Origin of the sequence: Paenarthrobacter sp. A20, assembly GCF_024168825.1 — a bacterium.
Lineage (GTDB): Bacteria > Actinomycetota > Actinomycetes > Actinomycetales > Micrococcaceae > Arthrobacter.
In genome coordinates this window covers 859083-875575 of record NZ_JALJWH010000001.1, presented here as the reverse complement: position 1 = coordinate 875575, position 16493 = coordinate 859083, and the positions used below count along the sequence as shown (strand labels likewise).

At 62.6% G+C, this 16493-nt stretch carries 16 protein-coding genes; 9 read left to right on the top strand and 7 right to left on the bottom strand.

The genetic code is table 11. From position 1 onward, the window contains the following. Positions 1 to 85: 85 nt before the first annotated feature. From J3D46_RS04240 to J3D46_RS04220, 5 genes are all read left to right on the top strand, one after another. Positions 86 to 1588, top strand: a complete 1503-nt coding sequence (locus J3D46_RS04240) for a bifunctional phosphatase PAP2/diacylglycerol kinase family protein (protein WP_253465238.1) — start codon at positions 86 to 88, stop codon at positions 1586 to 1588. Positions 1589 to 1735: 147 nt separating this feature from the next. Beyond that, a complete protein-coding gene (locus J3D46_RS04235; RefSeq protein ID WP_231338815.1) occupies positions 1736 to 2680 on the top strand; it encodes an ABC transporter ATP-binding protein in 945 nt (314 codons plus the stop codon). A 2-nt stretch (positions 2681 to 2682) separates the two neighbouring features. Further along, on the top strand, positions 2683 to 3534 hold the full coding sequence (locus J3D46_RS04230) for an ABC transporter permease (RefSeq protein ID WP_231338816.1): 852 nt from the start codon (positions 2683 to 2685) through the stop codon (positions 3532 to 3534). Positions 3535 to 3554: 20 nt separating this feature from the next. After that, positions 3555 to 4844, top strand: a complete 1290-nt coding sequence (locus J3D46_RS04225) for a sensor histidine kinase (protein WP_231338817.1) — start codon at positions 3555 to 3557, stop codon at positions 4842 to 4844. Continuing rightward, the gene (locus tag J3D46_RS04220; RefSeq protein ID WP_253465235.1) at positions 4841 to 5533 is read left to right on the top strand and encodes a response regulator transcription factor; all 693 of its coding nucleotides are present in this window, start codon (positions 4841 to 4843) and stop codon (positions 5531 to 5533) included. Before J3D46_RS04225 ends, J3D46_RS04220 begins: the two co-directional genes overlap by 4 nt. Here the strand turns inward: J3D46_RS04220 and J3D46_RS04215 are convergent. Next, positions 5527 to 6237 (bottom strand): HAD hydrolase-like protein, encoded by a 711-nt coding sequence (locus tag J3D46_RS04215; RefSeq protein ID WP_253465232.1) that lies wholly within the window; start codon positions 6235 to 6237, stop codon positions 5527 to 5529. The genes J3D46_RS04220 and J3D46_RS04215 overlap by 7 nt on opposite strands. A 70-nt stretch (positions 6238 to 6307) precedes the next feature. On the opposite strand from J3D46_RS04215, the gene J3D46_RS04210 reads away from it, so the two are divergent. Continuing rightward, positions 6308 to 6757: an Lrp/AsnC family transcriptional regulator gene (locus J3D46_RS04210; protein WP_231338820.1), complete on the top strand. Its 450-nt coding sequence runs from the start codon at positions 6308 to 6310 to the stop codon at positions 6755 to 6757. Between the two features lies 1 nt (position 6758). On the opposite strand, the gene J3D46_RS04205 is transcribed toward J3D46_RS04210, so the two are convergent. The 3 genes from J3D46_RS04205 to J3D46_RS04195 form a co-directional block, all read right to left on the bottom strand. Next, a complete protein-coding gene (locus J3D46_RS04205) occupies positions 6759 to 8147 on the bottom strand; it encodes an aspartate ammonia-lyase (protein ID WP_253465229.1) in 1389 nt (462 codons plus the stop codon). 83 nt (positions 8148 to 8230) lie between these two features. Beyond that, positions 8231 to 9646 (bottom strand): aldehyde dehydrogenase family protein, encoded by a 1416-nt coding sequence (locus J3D46_RS04200; RefSeq protein WP_253465226.1) that lies wholly within the window; start codon positions 9644 to 9646, stop codon positions 8231 to 8233. Then, the gene (locus J3D46_RS04195; RefSeq protein ID WP_231343463.1) at positions 9639 to 10685 is read right to left on the bottom strand and encodes a homoserine dehydrogenase; all 1047 of its coding nucleotides are present in this window, start codon (positions 10683 to 10685) and stop codon (positions 9639 to 9641) included. Before J3D46_RS04195 ends, J3D46_RS04200 begins: the two co-directional genes overlap by 8 nt. A 287-nt stretch (positions 10686 to 10972) precedes the next feature. Between J3D46_RS04195 and J3D46_RS04190 the strand changes: the two genes are divergently transcribed. The 3 genes from J3D46_RS04190 to J3D46_RS04180 all read left to right on the top strand — a co-directional run bounded on the left by J3D46_RS04190 (position 10973) and on the right by J3D46_RS04180 (position 14441). After that, the gene (locus J3D46_RS04190; protein ID WP_231343464.1) at positions 10973 to 12415 is read left to right on the top strand and encodes an amino acid permease; all 1443 of its coding nucleotides are present in this window, start codon (positions 10973 to 10975) and stop codon (positions 12413 to 12415) included. A 65-nt stretch (positions 12416 to 12480) separates the two neighbouring features. Further along, on the top strand, positions 12481 to 13638 hold the full coding sequence (gene alr / locus J3D46_RS04185) for an alanine racemase (RefSeq protein WP_253465223.1): 1158 nt from the start codon (positions 12481 to 12483) through the stop codon (positions 13636 to 13638). Between the two features lie 35 nt (positions 13639 to 13673). After that, entirely contained in the window at positions 13674 to 14441 is a 768-nt protein-coding gene (locus J3D46_RS04180) for an IclR family transcriptional regulator (RefSeq protein ID WP_253465220.1), read from the top strand. A gap of 3 nt (positions 14442 to 14444) precedes the next feature. Here J3D46_RS04180 and J3D46_RS04175 read toward each other — a convergent pair whose 3' ends face one another. The 3 genes from J3D46_RS04175 to J3D46_RS04165 are packed head-to-tail and all read right to left on the bottom strand — an operon-like array spanning position 14445 to position 16424. Further along, positions 14445 to 15212: an IclR family transcriptional regulator gene (locus tag J3D46_RS04175; protein WP_231341447.1), complete on the bottom strand. Its 768-nt coding sequence runs from the start codon at positions 15210 to 15212 to the stop codon at positions 14445 to 14447. Between the two features lie 25 nt (positions 15213 to 15237). After that, positions 15238 to 15978, bottom strand: a complete 741-nt coding sequence (locus J3D46_RS04170; RefSeq protein ID WP_231341448.1) for a cyclase family protein — start codon at positions 15976 to 15978, stop codon at positions 15238 to 15240. Next, the gene (locus J3D46_RS04165) at positions 15975 to 16424 is read right to left on the bottom strand and encodes a hypothetical protein (RefSeq protein ID WP_231341449.1); all 450 of its coding nucleotides are present in this window, start codon (positions 16422 to 16424) and stop codon (positions 15975 to 15977) included. Before J3D46_RS04165 ends, J3D46_RS04170 begins: the two co-directional genes overlap by 4 nt. Positions 16425 to 16493 lie beyond the last annotated feature (69 nt).

The window sequence follows — 16493 nt, the reverse complement described above, 5'->3', positions numbered from 1 at the left end:
TACATCGTAGCCATGGCCGCCAATGCAAGGCTGCGTACTTCGGCTTCACGCCACCGGGGCAGGCCACAAGGGTTACTGTGTTGGGATGCGAGGTTTCGTGGGCAAGGGCCCCAAACGGGTTGCACGACTTGACCATTTCCTGGTGAGGGCGGTGTCCCGGCAACCCCAGGGCGATCACGACGTCTTCTTTCGCAGGCTCTCTGCCGTTGCCACCAAAGGGAAGCTGTGGTTTGGTGTCGCGGGAGTCATGGCAGCTTTCCCCGGCAAGCCACGCAGGGCAGCCCTTCACGGCCTCCTGGCTTTGGGCGTTGCCTCCGGCGTCACCAACGTCATCTTCAAGCGGGCACTCCCCCGGTCCAGGCCTCTTCCCGAGCACCTTCCGCTGTTCCGCTTCGTGAATCCCCAGCCGACAAGTTCGTCCATGCCTTCGGGCCATTCTGCATCTGCGGTTGCCTTCGCTGTGGGCGCCGGAATAGTGTCCCCGGCCATCGGACTTGCCCTGGCCCCTATTGCAGCAGGGGTGGCTTACTCCCGCGTGCACACCGGCGCTCATTGGCCCTCCGATGTGGTGCTGGGTTCGGCTCTCGGCGCCGGCGCCGCGTTGGTGACACGCAACTGGTGGCCAGCCCGGCCGCCGGAGCCAACTCCCCGCCGCACGCCCGTGGAGGCGCCCGCAATTCACGACGGCGAGGGGCTCAGTATTGCGGTCAACGTCATGGGTGGTTCCTACACGCCGGAGACGGGAGAGCTCCTGAAGGAGATATTCCCGAAAGCGCATATTCGGGAATTAGGGGAGGGCGATGACATTGCGGCCGGGATGGAGGCCGCAGCAACCCGACCAGGCACCGTTGCACTGGGCGTATGGGGCGGAGACGGAACGGTTGGCACTGCGGCTGCGGCCGCCGTCGAACATTCACTCCCGCTCCTGGTGCTGCCGGGCGGAACCCTCAACCACTTCGCCCGCGACGTGGGCACCAGCTCGATCGACGACGCCATCGAAGCGGTGACCAAGGGGCAGGCAGCGTCCGTTGACCTGGGGCACGTCGTGGTCCAGCGCGGGTTGCCGGAGACTCCGGAGATCACCGAGCTGGCCATGCTGAACACCGCCAGCGTAGGGGTGTATCCCAATCTGGTCCGCAGGCGTGAGCGGCTCCAGCCGGCGCTCGGGAAACCCGTGGCAGGACTGGTTGCCTCCCTGCGCACCTTTGGCGTGAACTCGCCCACCACGCTCACCGTAGACGGAGTGAAACACAAACTTTGGATCCTTTACCTGGGGCGCGGCCGCTACTACCCGCGGGATCACGCCCCGCTTCGCAGGCCGGTGCTGGACGACGGCGTCCTGGACATTCGGATGATCACGGCGGACGAGCCGTTTGCCCGCGCGCGCCTGCTGTGGGCGGTGGTGACAGGCACCGTCGCAGCGTCCAAAGTCACTCATCTGACTGAGGCCACCACCATCACTGTGGAAGCGATAGGGCAGCCCCTGGTCCTGGCCGTGGACGGTGAGCCGAAGCCTGGTGTCCGTACGGCCACGTTCAGTGCGAAGCCGCGCGAACTCCGCGTGTACTCGCCGCTGCCGGCTGGCTGATCCGGCGCGGGTCATCCGGGAGGACTACCCTGACTGGACCCTGAATCATCCCTGAGACAGGCGATTTACTTCCCGTCCGTGAGTAGCGTTGTGAGTACATTCAAAACTCACTTGCACACTCATGTGCTCCGAGGAGGGAACGCTTCCATGATCGAAGCAAAAGGCCTGACCAAGGTCTACGGCGAGAAAACCGCCGTGGGCGGTGTCAGCTTCACTGTCCAAGCCGGACGGGTCACGGGCTTCCTGGGTCCGAACGGTGCCGGCAAGTCCACCACCATGCGCATGATCATGGGGCTGGACTCACCCACGGCAGGACTTGTGACCGTGAACGGTGAACCGTTCGCCCAGCACAAGGCCCCGCTCCGTGAAATCGGTGCCCTCCTGGACGCGAAGGCTGTCCACACGAGCCGCACTGCATACAACCACCTCCTTGCCATGGCGGCCACGCACAGCATCCCCAAGAGCCGGGTCCGCGAAGTCATCGAGATGACCGGCCTGAGTGACGTCGCGAAGAAGAAGGTCAAGGGATTCTCGCTCGGAATGGGTCAGCGCCTCGGTATTGCCGCCGCGCTGCTGGGCGACCCGCAGACCATCATCCTGGATGAGCCCGTCAACGGCCTCGATCCCGAAGGCGTGGTGTGGGTCCGCAACCTCGTCAAATACCTGGCCTCCGAGGGCCGCACAGTCTTCCTGTCCAGCCACCTCATGAGCGAGATGGCACTGACGGCCGACCACCTCATCGTGATTGGGCGCGGCAAGATCATTGCCGACGCACCCATCGCCGAAATCATCACGGGCAAGGGCCAGGCGCGGACCCGAGTCCGTACGGACCAGCCGGAGCGGCTCATGCAGCTTCTTGCCGGGACCGGCGTTTCCGTTGAAGTCCACGAGCGCGAACTACTCGAGGTGTCCGGACTGGATCCCCGGGGCATCGCCAAGACTGCGCTTGAGAACCAGGTCATGGTCTACGAACTGACCCCGCTCCAGGCGAGCCTGGAAGAGGCCTATATGGAACTGACCAAGGACGAGGTCGAATACCACTCGCACATCACCACCGGGGCCTCGGTTCCCGCTCAGGCCGGAGGGAAATAGACATGAGCACCACCACTTTGGACCGCAGGTCCATTCGTAACTCCGTCGGTCCCGGACCGGCTTTCCACCGCGTGCTGAACTCGGAATTCATCAAGTTCCGTACCCTGATGTCCACGTTGATCCTCCTGGCTTCCACCGCGATCGTCATGGTTGGTTTCGCGGCCCTCGCGGCATGGGGAACAGGAAGTTTTGCAGAGCAGGCCGCACGGGATCCCGAAGCTGCAGCAGCAATCGCAGCGCAGGGCGGGGATCTGGCCGTCAGCATCCCAACATCGGGTATTTCCTTCGCCCAACTCATCCTCGGTTCCTTGGGCGTCCTGCTCATGAGCTCCGAGTTCACCACGGGCATGGCACGCTCGACGTTTGCTGCCGTACCCAAGCGGCTTTCACCGTTCCTGGCCAAGCTCATTGTGGTGGTTGTGAGCGCCTTCCTGCTGACTGCCGTGTCCACCTACATCGCGGGCCTGGTGTCGCTGCCGATCGTGGACAACTACGGTCTCAAGCTGGATCTCGGCAGCTCACAGTCCATCAAACTGCTGCTGGTCAACAGCATCTACGTTGCAGCCGTGGCCGCCATTGGTATGGCACTTGGAACAATCGTCCGCAACTCCGCAGGCGGAATCATGAGCCTGGTGGGCATCTTCTTTGTTCTGCCGATCGCGTTCCAGCTCATCCCGGGCGACTTCTTCAAGGAAGCCAGCAAGTACCTGCCCACCAGCACGCTCAGTCCGCTGACCGCCGTCGAACATGTCCCGGACACGCTCGAAGCGTGGCAGGCGGCCCTGGTTCTGGGCGCTTGGGTGGTTGTGCCGGTAGCGCTGGCCATGATCCTGCTGAAGAAGCGTGACGTCTAGGCGCAGTCTAGGCTCAATTCATGACTGAAGCTCCACAAGTGAAGGACGCATCGGCCCCCGCGGCCGATGCGTCCTTCGCTGAAATTGCCCAGCGTCGCAGGGGCAGGATCCGCCGCTACTTCTACAAGCGGCCCCGTGCGATGGATGTTGTGGTGGTCCTCTGCTACGTGCTGTTGGCCCTGCCCACCATGGTCACCTCCATCATCGACGGCAAGTGGCTCGTGGCCGTGCTGCTGGCGCTGATCGCCGCCGTACTGATGTTCAGGCGGCGGTTCCCCCTCCAGGTGGTTGCCGCCGTCGGGCTCTTGGAAGTTGCGGCGACCATCCTGAACCCGTGGGGTTCAAACGTTTCCGCCGGCCTGTGGTTTGCGCTGTACGCGTTCGCATCCATCAAGAAGCGTGGCATCGCCCTGGTGGTCTTTGCTGCGGCGAGCCTGCCGCTGAGCCTCCTGTACTTGTTCATGTGGACAAGTCCGAGTCAGATGGGCACCCTGCAGGACGTTCCGGAGAACTTCCACCTCATCAACAACATCGCCACGGCAATCACCATCATGTTGTCCAATCTATTGGCCACCGGCATCGGCATTTCTGTTCGCCAGCGCAGGGAACATGAGGCCGAGATCGCCGCCTGGGCAGCCCGGACCACACAGCTGGGCAAGGTCACCGAGCGGAACAGGATCGCGCGCGAAATGCACGACGTCGTGGCTCATTCGCTGACGGTGATGATCAGCCTCTCGGACGGCGCAGCCGTAGTGGTCAAGAAGGATCCGGAGCGTGCCGGCGAAGTCCTTAGCGAACTGTCGCGTACCGGCCGTGCCGCCCTGGCAGATATGCGTCGCGTCCTTGGTGTCCTGCGTGATGATTCGGGCCGGCCCGCACCGCTCACGCCGCTCGCATCCGGACACAACCTGTCCAAGCTCCTGGACGGCTTCCGGACCGCGGGACTGCCGCTGCATTATGCGCATTCAGGTCCAGCCTTGCCGGCAGACCCTGCTTTCGAGCTCACCGTCTACAGGATCGTCCAGGAATCGTTGACCAACGTCCTCCGCTACGGCCGGTCGCTGAGCCGTGTGGACGTCCAAGTGGCCCGCGACGGCGACCGGGTCACCATTGACGTGCTCGACGACGGCCGCGGAACCCACGAAGGTGGCAGCGACTCCGTGGGAAGCCTGGGTACTGGCCAAGGCATTGCCGGGATGAATGAACGCGCCGGAATCTATGCTGGAATCGTTACTGCCGGTCCGGGAAAAAGGGGAGGCTGGGCGGTCCACGCCGAGCTCCGCTGGAACGGCGACAAGGGGGAATCATGACAGAAGACATCATCAAAGTGCTGCTCGTTGACGATCAGCCGCTGCTTCGAATGGGGTTCCGGCTGATCCTCGAAGGCGAAGAGGACCTTCACGTTGTAGGCGAGGCGTCCGATGGCGTCGAGGCCGTCCGCCAAGTAGAAGCCCTGCAACCGGACGTCGTGCTGATGGATGTACGGATGCCCGCCATGGACGGGATCGAAGCGACCCGTCGCATCTCGGATTCCGGTTCGGACGCCCGGGTCATCATCCTCACCACCTTCGACCTTGATGAGTACGCCTTCACTGGCTTGCAGGCCGGGGCCTCAGCGTTCCTGCTCAAGGACGTGGCCCCCTCGGAGCTGGTCCACGCGGTGCGTTTGGTGGCCAGTGGCGATGCCGTGGTTGCTCCCCGGGTAACGCAACGGCTCCTGGAAACGTATGTTCGTGGTGGTGTGGTGCCCGGTCACTCGCCCAGCCAGCACCGGGATCCACTGCTGGACGAGCTCACACCGCGTGAAACCGAGATCCTCACCACCATCGCCGAGGGCCTGTCCAACGCGGAAATTGCCCACAAGTTCTTCCTCTCCGAGGCCACCGTGAAAACCCACGTGCGCCGGATCCTCAGCAAGCTGCAGTTGCGGGACCGTGTCCAGGTTGTGGTTTACGCGTACGAAACCGGGCTTGTGGTGCCGAGCAACCCGGACTACTGAACCGCCGTCGATTGCTGCGCGGGTCCTTGCAGCAGCGGTAAGAGTTCGCCGGGAGAAGACGCGGTAGCAGCGGCGTGGACGGATTCGCCGGGTTCCCCGTAGCCCCAGAGCGCGAAGATGGCAGGTATCCGGAAGCTGGCTGCTCCCTCAACGTCGTATATCCGGTCGCCCACCATGACGGGCCGCGATGTGTCGACGCCGCGTGAACGGAGCCGGTTCAGCGATTCCGCGATCACATCGTCTTTGCGCGACCGGCCCAGGGTATCGGACGCGCCACAGACATCCGCAAAGTAGTGGGCTACGCCAAAGTGGCGGGTCAGCCTGATGGCTTGGTCCTCTACTTTCGACGTTGCCACCGCCATGGGGATGCCCCGTAAGTGCAATTGATGAAGGAGCGCCTCAACACCGTCGTAGAGCTGGGCCTGGGCAGCTCCGGTCCTGGCGTAGGCCGCCCGGTAGTGCTGGAGAGCAACCTTCGCCACGTTCTCGTCCAGCCCAACGACGCTCCGGAACGAGTCCATCATGGGCGGTCCCACGAACCGGCGCAACTGGTCAGGACCTGGCACGGTGGCTCCCACGGAGGCCAGCGCTTCTGCCGCACTGGCGGTGACTCCCTTGGCCGAGTCCACCAGCGTGCCATCCATGTCGAACAGGATGCACGAGTAGGCCCCCGGGAGTGGTTTGTGGTGCTCTGGACGTATCATCTTCTTCGTGGCCTTTCGGTCAGGGCAGGAGCTTCTGGGCTCCTGAGGGGCTTTTACTGGGAAGGGATTCATGGAGCGTGCGGGCCTGGACGGCATCGATCAGAGGATCCTTTCGGAGCTCACCAAGAACGCCCGTGTCCCGCACGCCGAGCTGGCCGGAAAGGTCCTGCTTTCCAGGAATGCTGTCCGCCAGCGGATCGAGCGCATGGAGCGGCAGGGCTACATCCAGGGTTATACCGTCGTGGCCGGAGTAGGGACCCAGGATCTTGTGTCTGCATTCCTGATGGTCTACCGGAAAGACCGCATGCGGGGAGCCGATGTTCTGAGTGAGCTCAGGGCGATTCCCGAAATCGTTCTGTGTGATGTGCTGAGCGGTGACTTTGATTTGATCGTGCGCGTCGAAGCCCGATCCCATGGCAGGGTGCAGGAGATTTGGGAGCAGATTTCTGCCCTCCCCGGCGTGACCAACACCGTCACTGCCATGACCCTGTCCAACGTGATTCGACGGGTATCGCAGTAACTCAGCGTCCGTACGCAGAGGCGCCCTCAAGGATCATTTGGGCGGCGTCCCGTTCCATGAGTCCCATCGATGTGACGGCATCGACCACTGCCATGCGTCCACTCAACGCACGATTGGCCACCTCCGCAGCGGCTGCGTAGCCAAGGGCGGGTATCAGCGCGGTGGCCAGTCCAGCAGAGCCCGCAGCCCGCCCACCAAGCAGTTCCTCGTTTGCCGTGATGCCCTGGACGCAGTGGGTCCTGAGAATCCTCGCGCCGTTGGTGAGCCAGGAAAAGCCCTGCAAAAGGGCATGGGCCATGACGGGTTCAAAGGCATTCAGTTGCAACTGGCCGTTGTCGGCGGCCATGGTGACGGTGGTATCCGCACCAGCAACCGCAAAAGCGATCTGGTTCAGGGTCTCGGGAATCACCGGATTTACTTTGCCCGGCATGATGGATGACCCCGCCTGGCGGGGTGGTAATTGGATCTCCCCGAAGCCATTTTGCGGACCGCTGGACAGCAGTCTCAGGTCGCTGCTGATTTTGGAGATCTTGATGGCCGATCGCTTGAGCATCCCGGATACATGCATGAAAACCCCGACGTCGGATGTCGCCTCCAGCAGGTCAGTCGCCGGTACCAGGGGCAGCCCGGAAATTTCGGAAAGGGCATCAACGACGCGCTCCCGGTAGCCGGGCTCGGCCGTGATCCCTGTCCCGATCGCGGTTGCTCCCAGACTGCATTCGAGCATGAGCCCCGCGGACTCCCTCAGCCGGCATCTGTCTTCCTCAATCGTGGCGGCAAAGGCTCCAAACTCCTGACCGAGCGTCATGGGGACGGCGTCCTGCAGCTGGGTGCGCCCTATCTTCACCACGAGGGCGAAGGCGGCCCCTTTCTCCCGCATAGACTGCGTCAATTGGCCTAGTTCGTGGTCAAGGTCCTGCACGGCGGTGATCAGTGCGAGCTTGATGGCGGTGGGGTAGACATCGTTGGTCGACTGGCATTTGTTCACGTGGTCGATGGGGTGCAGATGCTGGTAGCTGCCACGGGGGTGGCCCATGGTCTCCAGGGCTACGTTTGCGATGACCTCGTTGGCGTTCATATTGGTGCTTGTCCCGGCGCCGCCCTGGATCATGTCCACGCAGAAGTGCTGGTGATGCTGCCCTTGTTCGATGTCCCGGCAGGCGTGGCTGACCGCGGTGGCTATGGCGGGATCCAGGACTCCAAGGCCGGAGTTGGCGTGGGCGGCCGCGCGCTTTACCTGGGCCAGGGCCACCACCAGTCCGGGATACCGGGACACGGGGATCCCGCTGATGGGGAAATTGTCCAGGGCCCGGGCAGTGTGGGCGCCCCACAAGGCATCGGCTGGGACGCGGATGGATCCCAGGGAATCTGATTCGAGGCGATACGTCATAGGGGGTGCAGTCCTTTCGGGAACGGTCCTGTGCCAGTGGATGGCCTGGTGGTGGACTGGGTCCGCAGTCCACCACCAGGCCATCAGTTCTTGATGCAGATGACTTTGGGCTGGGTCATTTCCTCGTAGGCGAAGTGAACGCCTTCACGGCCCAGGCTTCCGTATTTGAATCCGCCGAAAGGCATGCCGTCGAACCGGTAGTCCGATGAGTCGTTGATCATGACACCCCCGGCCTGGATTTCCTTGGCTGCTTTCATCGCATCGCCAAGGGAGGCGGTGAAGATCCCGGCATGGAGACTGAACTCGATGGAGTTGGCAATCCCGATCGCTTCCTCCAGGGAGTCCACAGGGCGGAGCATCACCAGCGGGCCGAACACTTCCTCGGACCACAAGCGGCTGTCCTCCGGAACGTCTTCAAGAACCGTGGGGTGGAGGATGTTCCCGGCAGCTTGGTTTCCTGTCAGAACAACTGCACCGTGCTCCACCGCCTCGTGGACTTTGGTCCGGACATCTTCCAGGGACCGCGAGGTGATCATGGGCCCCACGTCCGTCAGTTCGTCGGAGGGGTCGCCAACGACCAGTTTGTTGGTCGCGGCGAGGAAGAGCTCCCGGAATTCGACGTAGATGGACTTGTCGACCAGGATTCGTTGAACACCCACGCAGTTTTGGCCTGCGGCCCAGAATGCGCCGGAAACGCAGGAAGCCACGGCTTCCTGGAGGTTGGCGTCAGCCATGATGATGACCGGCGCGTTTCCGCCCAGGTCCATGGAGAGCTTCTTCAGCCCGGCTGTTGAGGCGATGTCCTCTCCGGTGGCGAACCCGCCGGTGAACGACACCATCCGGACGTCCCTCGCAGCGATGATTTCCCGGGCAATCCCGCGGTCTCCATGGACCACCGTGAGGACGTCCTGGGGGAGTCCGGCCTCCAGGAGTGCCTCGGTGAGAAGCTGCGCGGAGAGGGGAGTGAGGGCCGACGGTTTGAGGATAACGGCGTTTCCGCCTGCAATGGCCGGTCCCACCTTGTGGGCTACCAGGTTGAGGGGATCGTTGAAGGGCGTGATTGCCAGGATGATGCCCAGCGGTTCACGGGAGAACCAGCCCAGCCGGTCCTCGGAGCCTTCGTAGGCGTCAAAGGGAATGACTTCACCGGCGTTGCGGCGGGTTTCTGCCGCTGAAAGCCGCAGCGTATTGATGGCACGCAGGACCTCTTTACGGGCCTGCCTCACGGTCTTGCCAGCTTCAGCGACGATGGTTTCGGCAAAGAGATCGCGCCGGTCTTCCATCAGGGCGGCTGCCCTGTCGAGTATCTTTCCCCGCGCGTCCCGGGAGAGACCCGCTGCCACTTTGGCTCCCGTGCGGGCAGCATTCAGGACACTCTCGACGGCGGTGGCATCGGTCAGCGGAACGGCGCCCACCACCCGCTGGTCGTACGGGCTGGTGACGTTCTGGAACATCGGCAGGACTGATGCTTCGGGGACGCTGGGTGCGGTCTTAGGCATGGGAGGGAACCTCCGAGGTGGCGTGCATGGCGATGATGTCTGAGAGCAGGGCGTAGGCCGTCTCGACGCGTCCGGCGCCGGGCCCGGAAACCGTCACGGGGCCCAGGAGATCTGTGCTGAACGAAACGGCGTTGGTGGCGCCGGAGATTCCAGCCAATCCGTGGGCCAGGGGCACCGCCACGGGCTTCACGCTGGCTGTTACCGCCCCGTTGGCAGACCTCGTCGCTGAGCCGATGAGCTTCCAGCGCAGGCCTTGGCGGGCAGCGTCTTCGATGTCGTCACGGGTCAAGGAGGAGATGCCCTCACAAGAGACGTCCTGCAACGAAATGCCTGCCTCAAGGAGTTGATTGGCCAGGATGAGCACTTTGAGTCGAACGTCATAGCCCTCAATGTCAGCGGCAGGGTTTGCTTCCGCATACCCCAGGTCCTGGGCTTCCCGAATGGCGGCGTCCAGGTCCAGGCCCGATTCCATGCGCCCCAGCACATAGTTGCTGGTGCCGTTCAGGATTCCTTCGAAGCCATCGATCTTCAGGCCGGCGAACATCTTTTTGGCAAGGCGGATCACGGGGGTGCCGCTCATGACGGCGCCTTCGAACTCGAAGTGAACGCCATTGCTCTCGGCCAACGCGGCCAGTTCAGCGCCCCGCAGTGCCACGGGTCCCTTATTTGTGGTGCAGACGCTCTTGCCCGATTCCAGGGCCCATCGGACGTGCGAGACGGCGGGCTCGCCGTCGTCGGGATTGGTGAAGGTTGCTTCGCAGACGATGTCAGCAGTGCAGGAACGGATCACAGCTTCGTTGTTGGTGTCCAAGGAGCCGCCATGCTCTGCAAACGTCTCGCCAGCGCCAAGGTTCAGTGCCATGTGAAGATCGATGCCTTCGGCTTGGACCAGGGAACCGAGCCTGAGATCGGTGATGGCCACAACCCTCAGGCCGAAACCCAACTCCGAGCGGAGGGCATCTCCCCGTGTGGCGATGATGTCGGCGAGGGTCCGGTTGACGCCGCCAAAGCCGATCAGCGCGAGGTCGTAGGTTTTCATGGTGCTCCTCAGGTAAGTGGGGGGGTGATGGTTCAATCCTGTGGCCCCCCGGTGTCCGTCGGGGCATGCTGAATCGCCTCAAAGAGTGGGCATTCTGACCATTCGACGGCCGTTCTGACTCTCAGTCACCTCAAACATGTGCGCTATACGCATTAACAAATGTTTTTAATGACCACACAGACTCCTTTTGTGTTACCTTCATCACTACAGACGCCCTTCCCGGCACCCCAGCCCCGGACTTCATGAGGCGTACCGTTCGCATCTGCCACAAAAACCGGAGACACCACATGGAATCTTCAGCACCCCTGCAACTGGACCATCAACCCCAGGCCGCTCCCGCCCCTGCCGAAACCGGACTGCGCCGATCAATGGGTCCACGGCACCTCATCATGATCGCGATGGGAGGTGTCATTGGATCCGGGCTGTTCCTGAGTTCCGGCTACACGATCTCCCAGGCCGGTCCGCTCGGGGCTGTGATTGCCTACCTTGTGGGCGCCTTCGTGGTGTACCTCGTGATGGCCTGCCTTGGCGAGTTGGCCATCGCCTATCCCGTATCAGGTGCTTTCCACATTTACGCGTCCCGATCTATCGGCCCAGCTACGGGCTTCGCCACAGCCTGGCTGTACTGGCTGTGTTGGGCAGTGGCTATCGGCTCGGAATTCACGGCATCAGGGCTCCTCATGCAGCGCTGGTTTCCTGAGGTCGAGGTATGGGTGTGGTGCCTTGTGTTCGCCGCCATCCTGTTCGGATTCAATGCCGTGTCCTCCAAGTTCTTCGGGGAATCGGAGTTCTGGTTCTCCATCATCAAGGTGGGTGCGATCATTGCCCTGATCGTGCTGGGCGGCGCAGCCCTCTTCGGATTCCACCCACTCTCTGAGTCCGGCAACCATCCGTTCCTCTTTGAGAACTTCAACACCGCCGGGGGATTGTTCCCCAACGGCTTTACCGGAGTCCTGGTAACGGCCTTGGCGGTCTTCTATGCCTTCTCCGGATCGGAACTCATCGGCGTGGCCGCGGGGGAGACCACTGATCCTGCAAAGAACATCCCGAAGGCCATGCGCAGCACCGTCATCCGGCTGCTGATCTTCTTTGTTGGTGCTATCGCAGTCATTGCCGCAACCGTCCCGTATGACCAAGTGGGACTGGACGAGAGTCCTTTCGTGACGGTGTTCTCCTCCGTCGGAATTCCCTACGCCGCTGACATCATGAACTTCGTCATCATCACGGCGCTACTGTCGGCCGGAAACAGCGGACTGTTCTCCTGTGCCCGTATGCTCTACTCCCTGGCTGATGAGGGGCATGCGCCCAAGGCCCTGAAGAAGCTCACCCGCCGGGGTATACCGCTCATAGCCCTTTCGGTCAGCATGGTTGGCGGCATCGCATCGCTGATCAGCAGCGTGGTTGCCCCTGAAACGGTGTACCTGGCCTTGGTCTCCGTGGCCGGTTTCGCAGTTGTTGGCGTGTGGATGTCCATCACAGCGTCCCACTTCTTCCACCGCCGGGCCTTCGTGCGGAACGGCGGGCGGGTGAAGGATCTTGCTTACAAGGCGCCGTTCTTCCCGCTGGTCCCGATTCTGGCCTTCGCTCTCTGCCTGATTTCATTGGTGGGCATTGCGTTTGACCCACATCAGATTGCCGCGCTGTACTTCGGCGTCCCCTTTGTGGGGGCTTGCTACGCCTACTTCTACTTCAGGTACCGGCGCCCGGCACGGTCCGGCCGGACGTCCTGACCATACAATCACTGAGCCTTGCGGCCGGGCCTCCGGTCCGGCCGCAAGGCGTTGATGCAGGGGAAATGATGATGCAGGTTGTGAGCCACCGGCTGAGGATCGAGAACCTTTCAAGTTGGCTTGAAATTGACGGCAACGCCTTCGAATCCAATATCCGGACCATGCTGGGAATGTTGCAAGGGCGCGCCATGCTGTGCGCCGTGATCAAATCTGATGCGTACGGCCACGGGGCCGACCTCTTGATTCCCTCCTTGGTGCGCCTGGGGGTGCCCTACATCGGTGTGGGCTCAAACTCAGAAGCACAGGCGGCCCGACTTCACGGCTACACGGGCAGGCTTCTGCGGGTCCGCGCCGCTGCACCCCAGGAAATAGCCGCTGCGGTGGTCCATGATGTGGAAGAACTCGTGGCCGACCCGCAGAGCGCCTGGGAACTGAGCAGGATCGCCGCTGAGGCTGGACGCAAGATCCGGATCCACCTGGACATCAACTCCTCAGGAATCAGCAGGCACAGCCTTGACGTATCGTCACCCCTGGGCAGGGCCAGTGCCGTAGCGATGGTGAGCCATCCGCAGCTGGAACTGGCTGGCATCATGACGCATTTTCCCTTGGACGACCTTGAACATATTGAGCAAGGACTGGTGCGCTTCAAAGCCGACGCCACGTCCATCCTGCGGTCTGCCAACGTGCCGCGGAGGCAGGTTCTGCTTCACGCGGCGAATTCGTTTGCCACGCTGAATACGCCGGCAACGTGGCTTGACATGGTGCGGACCGGCGCCGTGCTGTATGGCGATTCAGACCCAATCCACGCGGAATTCCGGCGCTGCCTGGCATTCAAAGCGCGGATCGGATCCGTGAACAACTATCCGGCGGGAAGCAAAGTGGGCTACGGGCATACCCATACGCTGCAAGCGGCTTCAAAGCTGGCCACCGTGACGGTGGGATACGGCGATGGGTACCGGCGTGCACTGGGGCGTGGCGGAACGGTCCTGGTCCGGGGCCATCGGGTGCCGGTTGTTGATGCGATCTCCATGAATTCCATGGTGGTGGACGTCTCTGCCCTTGACGACGTGCGGCCAGGAGACGAGGTGGTGCTGTTTGGTCGTCAGGATGGCGCGGAAATCACGGCCGGTGAACTGGAGTCTGCAAATCGCGGGATCCTCGCAGACCTGTACACGGTGTGGGCCAAAGACGCCCGGATCCTCGCCGCTGATGCCGTCATGTGAGAATGGCGTGAGCGCTTGGTGGAAGGAGCCGATTCGTGGATGTGTCATCGGAGGCGTCGTCCTTGGCGCAAGGCCTTCGCCTTGTTCGCTTGGTAACGGACCGCGAAAAGCAGGGCCGCCAGCTCTTGGGCGTCTCGCAACTGGCCGCGGAATTGGATATGGAGCAAAGCAGGGTCTCCCGCCTGGCCCAGGAGCTGTGCGACCTGGGACTGCTGGAACGGATGGACCGGGGTCCTTTCCGTGTCGGCCCCGGGTTCTTCGGCCTGGCAGCCGCGCTGAATGGTGGCTGGGTTCAGAGGTCGCGGGCAGAGCTGGAGGAATTGGTATCCGCCTTTGGCCTGAGATCGCGCCTCTCAGTGCGGGATGGCGTCCGCGTCCTGCTTTTGCGTTCCTCCACCAACAACTCAGTCCTGGGTGGTTTTGCCAAGCCGGGCATGGTGACTCCGGTCTGGTGCACGGGCGCCGGACGGGCTTTGTTGTGGGATCACTCTCCACGTGAGCTGGAGTCCCTGCTCCGCGACGTGAATTTCATTGGTGTCGGAGGCCCGGCGGCGGCACATTCTGTTCCGGAAGTCCGTGAACTGATGGAACGGGACAAGCCCAACGGATTCGTTGTCGCGGCCGAAGAGTTCGAGCACGACGTGTGGGAGGTGGCTGTTCCGGTGCGGTTCGGAGGGAAGATCCACGCGTCGCTCAGCGTCTTGGGCAGCCGGTCCAGCATTGAGAAGGCGGCACCGGACATCGCCGCGGTGCTGCATGCAGCCGCCCAACGGCTTGGCTCCGCAGGCACGGTGCCGGCGTAGGGCTCACGACGCCGCGCGGCCTCCCACCATGGCTTCCAACCACCCGCACCATGAACGGAGGGCTGTGGCGTAGCTTTCGCTCTGTGGTTCAACCCGGGTTCTCGGGCCAACGATCTGGAGCGCAGCAGCGATCTCACCCTTGAAGTCCCGGACGGGTGCGGCCAGCGAGTAGAGTCCTGGCTCGGCTTCTTCATCAACAATTGAATAGCCACGCTCACGGGCTTGGTTGAGCCGGTCCAGGAAGTCTTCAATGGAGGATGGTGTGTTGGGTCCGTGCTTGACGAATTCCACGGTCTTAAAGAGCGTGCGGATTTCCTCATCCGGGGCATCCCACAGGAGGGCTTGGCCGGCATCACTGCAGTAGGCAGGATAAGGCCGGCCCAGCCAGGAACCCACCAAGTTGGCGCTGGCAGGTACCTGTTCACCAATGGTGACTGTGGTGTTCCCGCTTAATACGCCCAGGAAGCATGCTTCATTGGTTTCCGCTGCCAAGCCTTCAAGTGCGGTGAGCCCGTCGGTCTTCAGTCGTTGCTCCGTGACCAGCTGGGCGTCCGCCAGGATGGACCAGTCCAGGCTGTATTCCCTGTTGCTGGTGCGGGCCAGGAAGCCTTCCTGCAGGGCGCCTTTGAGGCTCCGTGATACTTGGCTGCGGTCCTTGTCCAAGTGGGCCGCGACGTCGGCGACGGTACCGCCGTCGTATCCTCGGGCGTGACGGGCCCCAACGGCCAGGATGGACATCATGCCTCGGCCCATGCTGGAGGTCTTTGACATGGAACGATTCTAGCGACACGCAGCCCTAGTGAATGGCGAACACCCTGGCCGGGAAGCCGCTGCCTTCCAGGGGCTTGGCCCAGGACGCAACCAGAACGGCGCCGGCCTCGGGCAACCCGTCCAGATGCGCCAGAAGTTCGATCTGCCATTTGTCCTGTGCAAGGACGTAGGTCTCCAGGCTGAAGTCCTGCCGGGAGGTGGCTACGCCAGGGTCCGTATCGGTTTGTTCGTGGCCCACCGCAGCCACGTCCCGATGTTCGACGAGGTATTCAAGGACCTCCTTCGACCAGCCCGGGGTATGGCTTGTTCCGGATTCGTCCTTGTTGGCCATGGCCCCATTGTCGGGCCAGCGGTGGCTCCATCCTGTGCGGAGGGCCACGAATGAACCGCTGGGGATTGCTCCGTTTCGCGCTTCCCAGGCTTTGATGTCGCCCAGTGTGGGGGTGGCGTCACTGTCCGTGCGCACGCGGTGGCTGATGTCCAGGACAACCAGGGGAAGAATCATCTCGTCCACGGGTATCTGGTCCAAGGTCCGTCCGCCGCGCACAAAATGCGAAGGAGGGTCCACGTGGGTACCCCACTGGCCCACTATTGAGTAGCGGTGGGCAGTGAATCCGTCGCCCTTCTCCATATCGAAGAGAGCCTCGCGGGATTCATCCGGGAAAGCGGAGAACCGGGGCTGGCCGGGGTGGAAGGCGTGCGTGAGGTCCGTGAAGGTTCTGTTGCGGAGCAGGGGAGCGAGCTCGTGCCAAAGTCCTGTGGTCATGAGGCCACGCGGCTTTCGGCAACCGGAGTCAGAACGCTGCTGGAGACGCTCAGGGGCCCGGACACTTCAATAACGGGTACCTCCCAGGGGTGGATGTCCACGATCCTCTGGACCAGTTGGTGAACCGCGTCGGCATCCAACGAGTCATCAAAGTAGGAGGTGAATACGAACGTCGGCGAGATAGTTCGTTGTCCTACGCGGCCCAGTGTGGGGTTTGCGCCCTCGGCAACGGTGAAGCCCTCGTAGCCTGCGGAGGACTCGAAGACATGGTGGTAGTTGCCAAAGCCGCCCAGCTCGGGGCTTTCTGTCAGTGCTTCCAGCAGGGACGAGATGCCGGCGTCCGCTTCCAGGGCGGCGAGGTCGCCTCCGGCGAGTTGCGTCATGGTTTCGGCCGGGATGGGCCAATGGATGCGGAGCTTCCGAACTGGTTTCAGTTGGATCTTCATGGGTGGAACCTTCCGTGGATATGCGTTCTGTGAGCCATCGTGACACAACGTGACGGGCATTACAAGCAT